The sequence below is a fragment of the Cytobacillus sp. IB215316 genome (genome assembly GCF_033963865.1).
GTDB lineage: Bacteria > Bacillota > Bacilli > Bacillales > SM2101 > Nanhaiella > Nanhaiella sioensis.
Genome location: NZ_JAXBMC010000007.1, coordinates 79,734 through 96,526 on the forward strand (window position 1 = coordinate 79,734; position 16,793 = coordinate 96,526).

General features: G+C 31.3%; 15 protein-coding genes. 8 read left to right on the top strand and 7 right to left on the bottom strand.

Translation table 11 applies throughout. The features are described 5' to 3' along the window. Nucleotides 1–549: 549 nt before the first annotated feature. Nucleotides 550–1,617, bottom strand: a complete 1,068-nt coding sequence (locus SLH48_RS12910; protein WP_320258525.1) for an ankyrin repeat domain-containing protein — start codon at nt 1,615–1,617, stop codon at nt 550–552. Between the two features lie 527 nt (nt 1,618–2,144). Beyond that, on the bottom strand, nt 2,145–2,801 hold the full coding sequence (locus tag SLH48_RS12915; RefSeq protein ID WP_320258526.1) for a hypothetical protein: 657 nt from the start codon (nt 2,799–2,801) through the stop codon (nt 2,145–2,147). Nucleotides 2,802–3,097: 296 nt separating this feature from the next. Here SLH48_RS12915 and SLH48_RS12920 point away from each other — a divergent pair, with 296 nt between their 5' ends. Further along, nucleotides 3,098–3,433 (top strand): hypothetical protein, encoded by a 336-nt coding sequence (locus SLH48_RS12920; RefSeq protein WP_320258527.1) that lies wholly within the window; start codon nt 3,098–3,100, stop codon nt 3,431–3,433. Between the two features lie 292 nt (nt 3,434–3,725). Further along, complete coding sequence (locus SLH48_RS12925) at nt 3,726–5,588, top strand: ABC transporter permease subunit (protein ID WP_320258528.1); 1,863 nt, start codon at nt 3,726–3,728, stop codon at nt 5,586–5,588. 165 nt (nt 5,589–5,753) lie between these two features. Here the strand turns inward: SLH48_RS12925 and SLH48_RS12930 are convergent, their stop codons facing one another. After that, nucleotides 5,754–6,203 (bottom strand): hypothetical protein, encoded by a 450-nt coding sequence (locus SLH48_RS12930; RefSeq protein ID WP_320258529.1) that lies wholly within the window; start codon nt 6,201–6,203, stop codon nt 5,754–5,756. A gap of 1,253 nt (nt 6,204–7,456) precedes the next feature. On the opposite strand from SLH48_RS12930, the gene SLH48_RS12935 reads away from it, so the two are divergent. Both SLH48_RS12935 and SLH48_RS12940 read left to right on the top strand, forming a co-directional pair. After that, entirely contained in the window at nt 7,457–8,419 is a 963-nt protein-coding gene (locus SLH48_RS12935) for a YafY family protein (protein WP_320258530.1), read from the top strand. 74 nt (nt 8,420–8,493) lie between these two features. Further along, on the top strand, nt 8,494–9,126 hold the full coding sequence (locus SLH48_RS12940) for a type 1 glutamine amidotransferase family protein (protein WP_320258531.1): 633 nt from the start codon (nt 8,494–8,496) through the stop codon (nt 9,124–9,126). Between the two features lie 534 nt (nt 9,127–9,660). Here SLH48_RS12940 and SLH48_RS12945 read toward each other — a convergent pair. Next, complete coding sequence (locus SLH48_RS12945; protein ID WP_320258532.1) at nt 9,661–10,245, bottom strand: hypothetical protein; 585 nt, start codon at nt 10,243–10,245, stop codon at nt 9,661–9,663. A 251-nt stretch (nt 10,246–10,496) separates the two neighbouring features. On the opposite strand from SLH48_RS12945, the gene SLH48_RS12950 reads away from it, so the two are divergent. Beyond that, the gene (locus tag SLH48_RS12950) at nt 10,497–10,832 is read left to right on the top strand and encodes a hypothetical protein (RefSeq protein WP_214481900.1); all 336 of its coding nucleotides are present in this window, start codon (nt 10,497–10,499) and stop codon (nt 10,830–10,832) included. Nucleotides 10,833–11,054: 222 nt separating this feature from the next. Next, the gene (locus SLH48_RS12955) at nt 11,055–11,441 is read left to right on the top strand and encodes a DUF350 domain-containing protein (protein WP_214481710.1); all 387 of its coding nucleotides are present in this window, start codon (nt 11,055–11,057) and stop codon (nt 11,439–11,441) included. Between the two features lie 160 nt (nt 11,442–11,601). Here the strand turns inward: SLH48_RS12955 and SLH48_RS12960 are convergent, their stop codons facing one another. The 3 genes from SLH48_RS12960 to SLH48_RS12970 all read right to left on the bottom strand — a co-directional run bounded on the left by SLH48_RS12960 (nt 11,602) and on the right by SLH48_RS12970 (nt 13,347). Then, nucleotides 11,602–12,234: a hypothetical protein gene (locus SLH48_RS12960; RefSeq protein ID WP_320258533.1), complete on the bottom strand. Its 633-nt coding sequence runs from the start codon at nt 12,232–12,234 to the stop codon at nt 11,602–11,604. Nucleotides 12,235–12,289: 55 nt separating this feature from the next. After that, nucleotides 12,290–12,814: a GNAT family N-acetyltransferase gene (locus tag SLH48_RS12965; RefSeq protein WP_320258534.1), complete on the bottom strand. Its 525-nt coding sequence runs from the start codon at nt 12,812–12,814 to the stop codon at nt 12,290–12,292. A 347-nt stretch (nt 12,815–13,161) separates the two neighbouring features. Then, a complete protein-coding gene (locus SLH48_RS12970) occupies nt 13,162–13,347 on the bottom strand; it encodes a hypothetical protein (RefSeq protein WP_320258535.1) in 186 nt (61 codons plus the stop codon). Between the two features lie 776 nt (nt 13,348–14,123). Between SLH48_RS12970 and SLH48_RS12975 the strand changes: the two genes are divergently transcribed. Beyond that, nucleotides 14,124–14,555: a DUF6892 domain-containing protein gene (locus SLH48_RS12975; RefSeq protein WP_320258536.1), complete on the top strand. Its 432-nt coding sequence runs from the start codon at nt 14,124–14,126 to the stop codon at nt 14,553–14,555. Between the two features lie 833 nt (nt 14,556–15,388). After that, nucleotides 15,389–16,357, top strand: coding sequence for an alpha/beta hydrolase (locus SLH48_RS12980; RefSeq protein ID WP_320258537.1), 969 nt, complete (start codon nt 15,389–15,391; stop codon nt 16,355–16,357). Nucleotides 16,358–16,793 lie beyond the last annotated feature (436 nt).

Below are 16,793 nucleotides of genomic sequence, written 5' to 3' on the forward strand. Positions count from 1 at the left end.
AACCATAGCGTAGAATGATTTATATAACCATTGAAATTGATTGCATTTTTTTCAATTATCACGATGATAATACATCCGGAACATTTTGTACTGAGTCAAGGTTTTGTTTCCTATAGAATAGATTTCTAGCAGCTGCTTCAATGAATATCTCAAAAAGGTATTAGCTCTTAGTTAATGAATCAAAAGATTTAGCATACACGAAAAGACTGTTGAACCTCTCTACATCTTTTTCTCTATCAATCCGATTCACATCTTTGCCATTGAGTAATAAATATACACTTTCTTCTAAATTGAAATATTAGTTTTCTTATTACCTCAGATTAAAGTAGTTTATATAACTTAGAAAATTACACCAGGTATCATCACAACAATTATTCATTCACTCTTTCCTATATTTCAGCAATTCTTCTCTTCAAGGATAGTCATATTCTTGAAAACTATGTCACTTCATTTGTCAAATCGTGTAATGGAACTTATTTCAATGGGTACCACAACGTCTTTTTTATTTGTATAAAACAATCGTTTATGATTATTTCTTAACTAGACGATTTATTTTAACAATTTAATAATGGATTGGTCTTTATTCTTCTTTGCGTAATATTTAGCGGATAACCACTTTTTATTTTTTATCTTTATATTTACTTCTGCTTGAATTAAAGCTTCCACAACCTCAATATTTCCAGCTCGACAAGCCTCAATGAGAGCAGTATCTCCCTTATGGTTTTGCATATTAGGGTTAATACCATATTCTAAGAGTTTCTTTATAATTTGTAGTCGGTTGTCCCTACCAGCAATAATAAGAGCTGTGTCTCCATAATGATCTTGATGGTTAATATTAGCACCAGCTCTATGTAGCTCGCGGACAATTTTTAACTGATTATCGGTATTTGTTAAATAGACAGCTTCAAATAGTGGCGTTTTACCTCTTTTAGTTTGCTGATTAGGGTGGTTAGGATCTGCACCAGCTTCAAGTAAAGCCTTAACAATATCAAAATGACCATAACTTACAGCACCATTGAGAGGACGGTTATCATTATTAGGATCTATCCCAGCAAGTAATAAGACATTTACAATATGAAGATAACCCGAACTAGCAGCTAAATAGAGAGAAAAGTTACCACTTTCATCATGTATACTTGAATGTTTAAGTAAAGTTTGGACCATTTCAATGTTATTACTGAAAACAGCGTCTACTAAAATTGTATAGCCTTGATCATCTAGTATATTCGGGTTCGCACCAGCTTCAAGTAATGTAAGAAATACCTTAAAATCTCCTCCTACAATCGCTACACTTAGTGCCGTATCATAACTCATGTTCTGAATATTTAAGTCTGCACCATTTTGGATTAAATATTTCACCATTTCAAGATCATGGTGATCAACCGCAAACATAAGAGATGTTGTACCAGATTGGTCGACTATATTAACATCTCCTCCTGATTCTAATAATCTCTTAACAATAGCAATATTACTTCGTTTAACAGCCTCAATTAATAACGGAGCTTCGTTTATATAAAATGTATTAACATCTTCCCCTCGAGAGAGTATTACATTTAAAGCCTCAATATCCTCATTTATCACAGCTTTTACAAATGATGCTTCCACTTCTCTTTGCAATATGCCATCCCCTTTCTAGTATTTAGGTTGTTTTTTACACTAATCCACTACTCATAGTCTTGATTTCATATGACACTCCAAACGTCATCTGTTAGGTGATTTACGACATATATTACTAATTATCCTATATTTTTTTCAATATGCTAAAGTATTTTTAATATTCCTTCAACCTTGATTGGGAAATTAACCTTTATTTCAGATGAGCACCATAAAAGATAAACACAATAAAAAGGAGTAATTAAAACTCTCCTTTGTAAAGTTGAATCATGACTTCTTATCTTAAATACATAAATTTATTTAATCTTTTATTTATTTCATGGTCATTGAATGAATGCATATTTAAATAAAGTTTCATTTTCTACGCTAAACACCATCTCCCCTGTGAGTATTTTAGGTGGACTATATGTACTTTTCTATAGTGGAATATGGTATATTACGGCAGCATGAAGATTGCTTGCGTGAGGACATACTATTGTTTTACCATTATTGGGTAGATAAATCATGAGAGCGAAAAAAGCCTTGTAAAATCAAGAAATTCTTTCATTCATTTCTTTTAACCACTTTATTTTTCCTTTTAATAGTGTGGGACTTGGATGATAATAAAAAGGTCTTTCCTTATGTTCGATCCCGATAATTTTCTCCAGAGGTAATGAGGCATATGCTTTCTTTGCTAGGCTTTTTACTATAGGATTAATGCCCCACCCCAATATGATAGGTCCCTGGCATCTCACCAATACATCTTTTAGCTCTTCTTTGCGCTGACTTGAAAAAATGCTATGCTTTTCAAAGCCCTTACTATAAGCTTCACTTACCACTTGTTTAAAAGTAGATATATTGCCTGCTCGAATATCTGAAAGATTAATTATAAGAATGTTATCCCATTGCTTTAATAGCATGAAACGCATAATTTGATATTGAGTATTGTCAATGTTAGCCGGAGTAAAGTTTTTTGGAATGCTTCCTTTGTTGTAATGAGGGATTTGATAGGTTGGATACTTGGGTGAGCATAAACCTGGGTTTACTAAAACAAACACTGCGTCATAATGTGAGTGAATTATGTTATTCTTGTGGTAGATTTGTGCATAATTTCTACATTCAAACACTTGATTACCTATTTCTACGTTATAAAAACTTGCCTTTACACTAAATAATCTCTTTAAATCTTCTGCTTTTACAAATTCCATATACTTTCCTCCAATATTAATGTTTAGAGTTATCTATATAGAAGTATATTCATTAATAATATTAGCTATCCCCCCTCTTTATGGCTCATAAATTAGCATCTAATTCATATCGCTAAATCTCCTTATCTGTTTATTTGTCGATCCAAGGATATGAAAACCAACACTATCTCTCTTCCTAATATTGGGTGAATGGTACAAGTATTAAATAATATGAAATTTTTAATAAGAAGTTCATGTATTTATCCAATAATTGTTGGAAATCATAGAAACATCTAATCTATTTAGAGGTGTTTCTTATGAATAATCTACTTGATAAACTATGTGATGTAAAATTAATTAAAAAGAGAACTGGTGAAAGACACGATGAACTAGAAATACAATATGTTAACATTTCTGAACCTGAATACTGTAGGTATTATTTATTATTAATTAAAGATAATAAAACCGATACCGCTCATGATAGATTTTCGGTTAATAATATATGTGTATATAACTTCAAAACTAAATGCTATGAAAGTATTCAAGGGTTATATGCCCATTCATTAATGGAGCAAATAATGTACATCATATTATTCAAGTTAAAATATACAGAACATCCTGTACTTACTAGAGTATTAAAAGAAGTAAATTAAATTTTTCATTCTGTTATGCAAATAACGAATAAATAAGCTATATAGATGAATTAGTTCTGGCTACGAATATTAATAGAATTTAAGATCCACTTAATGATGCTGAAATCTAAATATCCATTTCACATTACTAATAGAAATTACCTCTACTAAGATGTTTACTTTAAAACTCTGTTCTATATTTTCTTTAAAAATTTACAAATTTTTTCTAAATTATTCTCAAAAATCCATTTTTTTGATATAATACTAAACATTATATTGCAATATTCAACAAATTCCACAGAGGGGGTAAATTTTGAAACAGTTAGCGCAAAGTACACTTTATATTGTCTTAATATTCTTAATTATGAGTCTTGTCATTTTAATACCGAGGGAATCGTATAATGCGGATTTGAATGATGGAAATGGGGTTCAATTACATTACAATACTGGATTTGAAGCATATAAAAATCAAATAACTAATTTTATTGCGAGTATTAAAGAAAACAAGGGTTTTGGACTATCTTATACTGGGGTCGAAATAAGTGAAGAAATAAAGAGATATATGGGAAGAAGTATTAAACTGATTGCTCCTGCATTCTTAATAGGATTTGTAGGTGGATCATTAATTGGCTTAATTATATACTATTTTAGAAAAAAGAGATTTTTTAAATACATAAGGTCATTTTTAGATTTATTGTTTACAATACCGGATTTCTTTTTACTTCTATGTTTACAACTCATATTAATTAAGTTTCCTTTATATGGACTTCCAAGAATTGATCTTTATGGTCATGAACAAGCTAGTAATATACTCATCCCCACCATTATTTTATCCATATATCCAGCAATCTACATGGTGAGAGTGATGTATAATAATCTGACGCTTGAGGAAAGTAAACTGTATATGGTCTATTTATCAGCAAAAGGTATGTCAAAGTTTAGGAAGATTTTCGTTCACGGATTATGGAATTCATGGAACAGTATATTGAGCGCTGCTCCAAAAATGATGATTTATATATTAACAAGCTTACCTGTAATTGAGATTTTCACAGATTATAAGGGAGCAGCGTACAGATTTATCGTAGCGACAAATTATTATGAATATCAAACACAAATTGCTTTTCTTATCACCTTTATGTTGATCATTTTCTTAACAATACTCATCACGAAGATATTACAAACTTTCTTAACCCCGACATTTAAAGTCGGTGATCAGCTTAGCTTTTCTACTGTTAACAATTCAAATAATCTTTTTAGAAAAATCATAACTTTTTTAAAAACAAAAATAAAAGAAAATTGGCAATTAACGATCGGATTATTATCGATAAGTTTATTACTTCTGATAAGCATTATAACTAGTATTCTACCGATATTTGACATGACCCGTGTTAAGCATTTATACATCAATGATAAGTTATTCATGCCACCTGTTGCTCCTATGGATGAGTATCCACTTGGAACTGACGAATTTGGTAGAGATCTAATTGAACTATTCATTGTTGGAGCAAAGAACACACTGACTTTAATCGTTGGCATTGTGTTGTTAAGATACGTTTTAGCCATCATCATTAGCTTTGCTGTTAGAAATACAAATAGTATATTTAGAAGAATCATCACATTTTGGAATGATTTATTGAGCTATGTCCCAACTATAATTTTTGTTTTAATCATTTCGGTAATTCCACAGCTTGTACTTAGTGAATGGAGACCGTTTTGGATGATTTTACTCATTGCTATTGTTGAATTAGGTGCTGTTGTTCACCTAATGTCTAATGAGCTAGACAAGCTTTCGAGTTCTGAGTACGTCAAATCAGGTGTAGCCGTTGGGAATACGGCATTTAAAAATTATCGCTATTATTATTTACCTCATTTGTACCCAAAAATTGTCGTTAATTTTACGTCTGATCTTGCTAAAACGACAACTTTACTTGCTCAACTAGCGATCATTGGCGTATTTATGTCTCAAGAGAAAATACAAATGGGTTTTACAGGTCAATGGGTGTGGGTTAGCAATTCCCAATCATGGATGGCATTGTTAGAAAATAGTGCCGTAGATATAAGGGTTAACCCTTGGGTTCCATTTTGGACGTGTTTAGTCATTACGTTACTTATCATTAATTTTATGGTTATTGAAAGAGGATTACAAAAGTATTTACGTAAAAAGAAAGTAACTTAACTACGTAAATATCATAAAAAATAATGTATTTTAAGCCTCTCTACCCTTATAAGTCGAAGAAACTTACGTAGAGAGGCTTTCTTTCATTATATTTGCTCGTGTGTCTATATATATTTGTAGAATGACTTAATCTAGTAGGTATTCATTCGGGATAACATTATACGGTTATTCATATTCATGGAAATTTGTATCCTTTGGCATTATGCTACGAATTGTTTGAGCTTCACCTTTGTTTAAAGCAGAGACAACAAATTCTGTTCCCCAATGTTCTGAGTTAAAGGTTATGTTTCCATCTTTGTAAAAGAATAAAGAAAACCATTTTATCTTTCCTGTTTTATCTAGGTATTTTGTTGTCAGTTGGCTAATTAATTCCGGAGATAAGGCTGTTTTAATAATGGTCATACCATGCATGACATCCATAGTATAATCCTCATTTATTAGCAATAACTCGTCGGAAATTACTTGTTCCTCATTCCAACAATGGATTTCAATTGTATTTGAGTGTTTTAAAAAGTGCTTAATTAACGGAATCCAATAATCATAATTTAACGGTACCCCTATCCATGAGTCTTCTTTAAGATAAGTTGATACCGAAAAATACATTTTATTAGTCATATCCCCCCACCTTTCTAACCTTATGAAAATTTTATGGAATCGGTATGGAGTGCTTTGTATATTATCTAACTACTACTTCTCTTAACACATTTCTCAAAATTGTAAGTTATTGATCTACTATTTCCTAAGACGAATCTTATTACATGTAATAAAAAAATTTATGTAGTAGTTTACACTATAGTTTGCATGAATTGTCTCTTTCCATTGTGCAATTTGTTGCTTGAATTCTTACATAAATGGGCGGTGTGGTTCTTTCGTAATGTAGATTCTCCTCATCATTATATAGTAAGTTCATGCTGCTTGATCAAGTAGATTTAATATTTTTAATTGACTGTCACATATTTTTCGAATAACAAATACCCAATATAGTAGCACTGGAGAAAATATTTCATATCCTTTTAACAACGACTAAATGAAGAGGTGCTTTTATTTGGCTACATTTGTTATTGATGCAAAATCCCTTTCAGTAATAGCTACAATACCTAAAGGGAACTTCCCCCCTGCTACCTTTACAGCAACCTCCTTCACTCTTACACATACGTTTTTGCTGTTCAGAGTAGTCAATAATTCAATAATTATGTCCAATCGCATGTTAAGTTAATTCGTTGTTAAAACTGATGGAATAAAGCTTTTATTCTAGCAAGTCTCGACAAATCCTCTTTAGTTAAATTGATCATTTATTAAAGAATGATTAAGTTGACTTAGCACAAAAATACAAGCACCACACTTTAAAGTACATAACATATCTTATAACCATTAATCATCACTCCACCCCCTCCTAACTTTGCTTTTGAAGATGACCTAAGAGGGGGTACATATTGGATAACATTGATTTTCTTATAATATGGTCCATTGAAAAAAAGTGATTGTTTCATATTCTTTGTTATCGTTAAGATGTCTCGTCTAAAAAAACTAAGTTGACTGGTAATAGCTTGCTATTGTATGAGGTGACTGTTTAGTATGATGGTATAAAACGTATAACCCATATTGTTTGACATATGTATTTTTCTTATACACTATGTAACCAAATTGAACGAGAAATTAGCTGTTTTAAATAAGTGTAGGTAGCATCATAGTTTCCTAAAGATGTTGAAAAAATAGTCATTTGTAAAGTAAGTTATTAATTAAAAGAAGCTTTATAACAATTGAACATACTACATATTCTTGAGGAATGAGTAGAATAACAATTTAGAATTTGGTAAAATTCTACTAAACTACGATAAAAATTATATACATTTTAGAGGTGGCTTCAGATGCCTAAAATTGACAATTTACTAGCAATATTATGGATGCTAAGCACTGGTAAAAAAATAACTGCAAAGGAAATCTCAGAAAAATTAGAGATTAATATAAGAACTGTGTATCGATATATTGACACACTCTCTATAAGTGGTGTACCTATAATTTCTGACTCAGGTCATAACGGTGGATATACGTTAATGACTAAATTTATCAAAGCTCCTCTTTTTTTTGATAATGAGGAACAAACATCCTTATATCATGCTGCTGTTTTTGCAAAAGAAGCGGGATACTACGGAGGAGAAGCACTATCTAGGGCAGTTTCAAAACTAAGTAAATATTCCAATCAAGAGCAAGAAAGAAAAATAAACCAACGCAAAGCTAGTCTTGAAGTTATAAATAAAAAAAATTCATTCTCTGCGGTACCTCTACTGAAAGAACTTGAGCAGGCAATTGCCGATAAATACGCTGTTAACATTCAATACCATAAAAGTGGCGAAAAGCAATCGAAGTTTAGGTTGATTGATCCTTATACAATTATTTATTGGAAAACTAACTGGTATGTAATTGGATTTTGTCATCTTAGGAATAATATCCGCAGTTTTAAAGTTGAGCGTATTGATACCATCAAGCAAACCGAATATCAGTTTAACAAACCAAAAGAGTTTTTAGCACGTGAATTTTTTTTAAAAAATATGCTTCCGACTATGGATGATAAGGAAGAGATTATTTCTCTAGTTATTAACGGAAATAAAAACACATTGAATGAAATATGCCAACATTGGTTTTTAGAACATTATTTACATGAACGGACTTCTAATCAAGCGATATTCCTACTTGAGAAAGAAATACTAAATACATATGTACCTCATATCATTTTACCTTATGGTAAATCGATTCAAGTTCAAGAGCCAATAAGTATAAAAGAAAGGTTGATCGAAATTCTTTCGGATTTAATACAATTTTATGAAATTTAATAACTTCCCTGACGCTATCTGTCAGGGAAGTTATTTTATAATTTCTATAATATATTAGATTGGAGTGTTATTAGATGCAAACAAACAGAGTTCTTCTTTACGTATTTAATACGATGTCAGATTGGGAATATGGATATTTAATTGCTGAATTAAACTCTGGAAGATATTTCAAAAAAGGTTTAGCTCCCTTGAAAATAATGACAGTTGGAACTAATAAAGAAACGGTTACTACGATGGGTGGACTGAACATACAACCAGATATTTCACTTGATGAGTGTGATTTAAGGAGTAAAGACCTTTTAATATTACCTGGAGGAAATACATGGGGAGAAAATATTCATCAACCTATCTTAGCGAAAATTGGAGATGCTTTAAACTTTGGTACAATTGTTGCTGCAATTTGTGGTGCAACTCAAGGGTTAGCGAATGCTGGCTACCTAAACTCTAGAAAACATACTAGCAATAACTTAGATTATATGAAAATGAGCTGTCCGAATTATAAAGGAGAACAGTTTTATAAATTGGGACCTGTAGTATGTGATGGAAATTTGGTAACAGCATCAGGTATAGCTCCTCTGGAATTTGCTATGGAAGTACTGAAAACATTAGATGTATTCACGCCAGACACATTACATTCATGGTATAACCTAAATAAGTTTCATAAATCTGAATATTTCTTCCAGTTAATGAATTCAATAAATAGCTAAATCTAATAGTTATTTTTGTTAAAAATGAATAAGTGTGAATCATAATGTAGCCATAAAATAATTTAAATTACTGATTGCCAACAATCTTTATCCTAGTTGTTCTGCTAAAATAATTACAACGCTATAACCTAGATAATATCCTAATCTTTTAGACGGTTTAGAAAAAGGATTATCAAATGATCGTATTTTTAAAGAATGGTTTTCTTTAACCGGTGGCTACCACTATAAGTATGACGTTCATTAGCTAAATTCCATTGTTTAATAAATTTGTTAAGCTAGCTTCTTCAGTGTAAATGACTAATTACTACATAAGGAGTTCTTACTAAAAAAAGAATAAGCATGCTGTTAAGTGAATATAAAAATAAGGTGATCATCCAGCATGTGTTATTCTTTTTTTATTATCATTGATTAATCCAAATAGTTCACTTGAAACGTTTGTTCTAATCTACAGGATAAATTGCTATAACAAAATTCAACCAAAAGATAAAGCTTTTCTCACCTAATTGTCTTACAATTATATGGTTTGTGGAAAGGTTATTCACTTGACATAGAGTCTAGAGCATTTTCAACATTGCCATTTTTTATGTTTTCGGTAACTTTAAATAAATTATAGTATATATTATTGATTTCTTTATTATTTATTTTGTCCTTTAATAGACCTTTACCTAATATCCATGTTTGATGATTTTCTGCATCTGTCATTAAATATCCTTGTGTATGCCCCATATAATCACGAGAGAATGCATCATCATAAGTACCTCTATAATCATCCTCTAAAAAAACCCAGAGAGGTTTGTATAATCCTACAAAGAAAACTGGTGTATGAAAGTTGCTAGCGAAGACTTCTTTATTTGTACGTAACGATGCTTCTTGAAAAACATCTTCTGTTAACACGAAAGCATCATATTGTATATTATCGTCAGCAATTTGTTCTAAGGTAGCTTGATGTAATAATACATTGTGGGATTGAATGTCTGGTAGTGTCCCGATTACTCCAACATTTAGTAAGACACCGTCGTAATAATGAAGCTGTGTATTTTTTACATTTGTATAAGTTAAAATGAATGCAAAGATAACTGTGATCGTTATTAAAACTATAGCAAATACTAATTTTTTCATTAACACTTCCTCGATTCTAAAATTATAAATATTGTCCAACTTTTTTTCTCATATACAAGACGAATCTCTTTAAAAAAAGTTGCAAAATATAAGGTTGAATTTATTGCCAATTATTGGTTTAAAATTAAACATATTAGAATATACTTCAATGGTTCTAATCCATAAAAATTTGAAGGTAATCCCTTTTTTTGTATATTAGATTATAATATTTGGTAGTATGAGTATATATTAAGTGAAAAGGAGGAAAATTGATGAAAGTTAACAAAACAAAGAAAATGATTTCAGGCGTAAGCGCTGCTGTTGTTTCACTTTCATTAACTGGATGCGGGGAATCAACCTTACCCGAAGTACCAGATAATGAAGATTGTTTAGATTGGGAATTCGACAATGAGTTGGGTGTATGGGAATGTGATGACGACGATTCCGATTATTATGGACATTATTTTTTATATGGCAAACGTTATATTAATAAAAGTAAATTGATTAAGAGCTCAGCTTATAACTCTTACAAATCTACCTCAACGTACAAAAATGCTACTACAAAGGCCGGTTTTGGTTCCGGAGCAAAAGGAGGATTTGGGGGTTGATTCAAAGAATATCTTCCGAACAGTAAGAGGACAACAAGTGAGGGTTTTTAATCCATTTGTACTAAACCTGTGACACATACATTATGAAAAGGTTTACAACACAAATATTAACATTTTATAAGAATCTAAGATGGTGTTCTCTAAGGATTAGACATTGGAAAATGAATCTTATTTCTTACCAATTGGTACGGAATGAGAAATACATTTAAGGAGAAATAACAAATGGTAAATTTCTTACTATATTTAGGAACTAATATTATTATGCTTATTATAGGATTATTTTTAATGGAGCTGACAACAAAAAACAAAGAGTTTCGATTAATTGCAGCTGGGAATAAAGCAGCTGCTTATGTTCTTGGTGGTAGATTAGTAGGTTTAGGGATAGTTCTATATTCTACATCTGCTAATTCACTTAACCTTATTGATTTAATGATTTGGGGCTCCATAGGAATCGTCGCACAAATTGTAGTCTTTTTCTTAGCAGAATTACTTACTCCGCAATTTAAAATTACTAAAGCAATTGATGAAGACAATCAAGCGGTAGGTCTTTTCCTATTACTTTTATCAATAGCAGTTGGTTTGATTATAGCGGGATGCTTAACATACTAAACAAAAAGGATTGCCTAGACTGAAATGGCAATCCTTTTTCAATTCATTCATTTACTCGTATTTAATCTAAAAGCCTGTTGTCATTAACAGTAAACTCGTACAAAACTACTTTTTAGGATGGGTATATATGGCTACTCCTAGCTTTAAGTAGAATTAGCTATTATTTTATGATTCTTTGTATATCTCCTTTTTCATCGTAATATACTCGGTAATTGTCCACATTTCCAGTTTCGTTATTAATATAATAAATAGAATATTTTTCTACTGTACCATCTTCATACCAAGTAATAAATATTTGAGCCTCAATAACTCTACTATTTAAACCTTCCACGTCTATAGCATCAAATAATTCATCATTAAGTGGTTGATGATTTTCGTCTTTACCTATATCATACCTCCACAATTGTTCACTATTCTTGGCTCCTATCCCTTTCTGATAGTCACTTCCTAAAAGATGTTCAACTTCATCATTCGATTGGCCTAGTTTTAATTTTTCTTTAATTATCTGAACTGATAATGATTTATTCCCGTTTGCTTGATCTTCATTTTCCATAGTTTCTTCAGCTGACACATTATCTTCATTTGATTGTTCATTTTGATCTTTACTTTCTTCTTGCATAGCATTTTCTTCATGTGCTAGTTCGCCTTTATCTATATGTGTGTCAATTTCCATATTTTCTGTTTGTAGATCATTCTTACTTGTTTTTTCCTTCGTCATTTCTACAGAGCTACAAGCAGTTAAGCTACCTAACCCTAATGTTAATATAAACAATAATATTTTCACAGATTTCATGAATGCCTCTCCTTTGATGTCTAATCTTATGACCGTAAATTTGCTTAAGTGTTTCCTACGTTGTTTGTTTTTGTCCCAATAATTTATAATAAAAAACCGTTCCAAGTAGTTTGCCATCTGATGACTGTGCATAGGATGGTATAGTCCCAGATTCTACATAACCCAAAGATTTGTATAAAATATTTGATTGATCACCTAATCTAGTATCTAAGATTATTAAACTTCTACCTTCATTCGTTGCTCTAGACTCGATAGTTTTCATTAGTGTAGAGGCAATACCACACCTACGACTACTTGGGTCAACCATTAACTTTGAAACCTCAGCTCTGTGTGTTCCATTTTGTTGCATAGCTAAATGCAACTGAACAGCTCCTCTAATTTCATTATTAATCTTTGCAACATACAAAATCACTCCAGGCTTAAGCACTTTGCTCCAATACTCTATCGCTGTATCTGTGTTTATAGGTGCTAAAAACCCTACAGAAGCACCCTTATTAACAACTTCCTTTAACAAATTAGCAAGTTCTATTATGTTGTCGTCAACAGATGTAAGTTCAATTACTTCCAACGAATTATTCATAGTAATATTCTCCTTATATGTAAAATTAATAATCACCTGATTCAGCTATATTAGCTATACATTACTTCATCACGTACTCTACATCATTGGATATAGCGTTGTTATATTCGTCATAAGTGGTAATATTTTACCTCTTCCGTGTAGCCATCTGTCAATTCAATAGAAGATTTAACTAATTTAGCAGTTTTGCCAAACATTTTCACATCTTTAATATTAGGATCGCTTTCTCTTATTAAAGTTACACATATAGAATCCTTTTGGCAATGTGTTGACGAGCCCTCATAAAAAAATCTTTATACCCAGTAACCCAATTTAGGTACTTCTATAGGTCTTAAATACTTTTTACTTTAATAGATGACAAAAACATGTTTAGCTTTAACATCATAATCAATGATGGTACCAAGGTTAATTTGATTTTGAAGTAATAAATCTTGAATTTGTTCTTCAAATGATAAAGTATCATCAACGTTCTCTAATTTAGAACAAGCTGACAACAGCATTACAGTACTAACAATCATATAAATATATTTCAATGTAATCACCTCTTTTCATTAAACATGAAAACATCAGAATATTATATTAGGCACAGTATCCACTAAAAATATCTCGTTTTCAGCATCACAACAATTGTTTAAATCCAAGAAGTAATAATATCCTACCAATTTTGCTAACTGCCTCCTAAATAACTCATTTATACATGCTAGACGAATGAATTCATGTAGAAGTTGCAAAATAAATATGGTAACTTTAGGACAACATGACACGAAGTAGATCGATATAAGAAGGGGTGACAACGTTTGAAATGAGTACATAGATGAACTAAAAGCTACTATAAGTAGCATAGAGAGCTCCTACCCACATATAGAAACCATCTTTTAGTCTACGGACGGAGGCTTATTAAATAAGTGATATTTATGATATGGTGAAGAGGATATATCGTGATATACCTTTTTGAACGACATTAACATAGAGACTACATAAATTGAATAATTCAGTTTAGCTAAATCATTAATGATCTAATAACTATTCTTGGTTTTATGTGTTCACATTTTTCATGCTCTGTTTCTAATCGTTGTATTTTCTATTGTGGATGTTCGTTGCGATTATGAGTGACTTTACTAAATTCTTTTTTCTCCCTCGCCTTTCCGGAGGTACTCTTTACTCTTCAACCTCCTCCCTTTTTTATTGGGAAAAAAGGTATCCACCTCACCACTCTTCCCTCTTTATTGTTCACCATAAAAAATAGAGGATTTTTATCTGTGAATGGCGAAAAAATATCATTAATAAATTTGTGGAAGGAGATGTAATTTTGAGTACATATAATGACAAGGCAGGCTTGTTTAGTGATTTTAATTTTAAATTAGTCGTGATAAATAGCTTGATAGAATCAGATGAATTTACAAGGTTTGAAGATGATTTACAAAAGTTAGAAGAAAAATTTGTCGACAATTACGAATGGTATGAAGATAATCCTCCAATACCAGAGCTTATGCAATATTTTAGTGAATTAGTTCTTGAAGATAGTGATCTGAATTCCATCACAGAGCTAGTATTTGATGGTGGAAATGAAATTTACACCTCATATTTAAAGCCGGATTGGGATGGAGATGATGATATTTTTGATGTGAAAAATATAGAGGGTTATCAAAAGTTAGTAAATTTAAAAACAGTGCATGCAATTGGTATGGTTGATGAAGAACTATTAGCACCAATGATAGATGATGGAATTACAGTAGAGTAATCAATAATGGAGTTGAATAGAGGGCTTGAAACAGCCCTTTTTGTTTTGAAGCTATATTTTAACCTATACAAGCTGTATGCTACTTAATTCTACTCCTCCTCCTCTTTCTTCTTGGAGTTTGTTGAGAAAAGATCACTTAAGAAGTCAAAAAAATCTGACACCCAGTCCCAAATACTCATATTTCATCACCTTTTCCTTATTAAATTCGTAGCCGAAACATATAAAATATAATATTCCTTGTGATTTATTGTAAGTGAATTAGCCAATTTATTTCTCCATTACTTTATTACAACAGGAGTCGCCTAGTATTTTAGGAACTGTTTGGTTTCCGTTGTTAGGAATCCCCACTTTAAATCAAGACCGTGGTGCCTGATAAGTAGAAGATTTTTCAACATAGATTATACCTAGTCGTTTGTTATTTTTAATTTTCTGAAAATGTGGATTTATTTTATTCTAAGAAATACCGCCTCAGACGATCATATTCATTTATTAAAAGCTTTAAGAGGTGGGATTTCCGATATATATAGATTAAAACTTATGTCATTTAAGCCTGCTGCTTATCCTTTAAAATGGATTTAAAATCTCGTTCGACTCAGTTCAGTTTCTATAGCGCTAAATGGGCAGCTTGCACTTCCAGATAGGAAAATCAACACTAAAGTGTCTATGGTTTTATAAAAACTGTATGTAAAATAACCTTATTGGATGATTAATACTTGTAAGAGGTAGTGAGTTGGGAGTTATAAGAAATATTAGAAAGATTTTGAGAAAGCAATTTAATAACCAAAATACGGAACATTTGATTTAAAATGTACAATTAAATATGGGGGTGTATTATGAAAAGAGTTAAACGAAGTGAACATTTAATTGATCCAGAAATACGAGATAGTTTAGATGCTATGGGCGGTTTGAGCTTAACACCAGACAATTATTTAGAAGTTCGAGAACAAATCAATGCGTTTTTCACTTCTAGTATGACAGAACGGTATGATGTTGAAATAGAAGAAATAAGGATTGATAATTTATTTGATGATTCTAAAGTAAGGTTAGTAATTACAAAACCGAAAAATAAAGCTGAGCACCTAAATCCATTAATTTATTCTGTACATGGCGGTGGTATGATAGTTGGTAGTCCAGAAATGAATAATGAAAAACATGCATTTCTAGCACATCACTATAATTTTATCGGTGTCTCTGTAGACTATCGTTTAGCCCCTGAATTTTCTCAACCTGCTCAATTACATGATTGTTATTCAGGAATTAAATGGTGTATCGATCACGCTAAAGAATTAAATATTGACATTAATAGAATTGCTGTTGCAGGTGAAAGTGCTGGAGCTGGATTAGCTGCCGGATTAGCTTTATTTACTCGTGATTGTCAGGAGTTTAATATTCATCATTTGCAATTATCTGTACCAATGCTAGATGATCGTACGGCTATCGAAGAACCCCATCCGTTTAATGGTGAATATTTTTTCGATAATGCTATCAATTATTTTGGGTGGAAGTCTGTTCTTAAACAAGAGCCTGGAACTGAAGGCATTTCAGAATATTATTCGCCTGCTAGGGCCAAAACATTTAAGGGCTTACCAAGCACATATTTATGTGCAGGCTCTATTGAATTATTTGCTGATGAGACATTGGATTTTGCAAAACGTTTAATGTATGACGGAGTACTTACAGAATTGCATGTTTATCCAGGTTATCATCACTTAGGGTTAACAGTGCCAAATGCGTTTCATAGTAAGAAAGATGCAGATAATAGTTTAAATGCATTACTAAGAGCTTTAAATATCCTTAAATGATTTATTTGAATTTTCATCAGAGGATGGTTATCGGTGAAAATTCCCTCCTTTTCATGAACAGAACAGGGAGGTTACATATTTTTCTTAGAAGTATATGTTGTTCTTTCTCTCTTGGAATAATAAGTTAAAATCTGACTTTTGTACAATTAAATGTAGATTTACTTTTTAACAGCACCATTTAGTAGAATTTTATGTCCAAGTTGATCATTAGTCTAGTAAACTGATAGACTCATTAATGAATATGTTTCCTGTCTCCAACTAGGGAAGCCCCTAATTAAATTAAACTTTTAGTTTGATTTACCTCTCATCGTTTTATCTTCTAGAACATTCCCCTATCAACCACAGCCTATCTTGTATTTACTATAAGATTTTAGTTTTTGTTATAAACATACAATTTTTACATCAAAGATACATTTTTCTCATACACTGTAAAAAA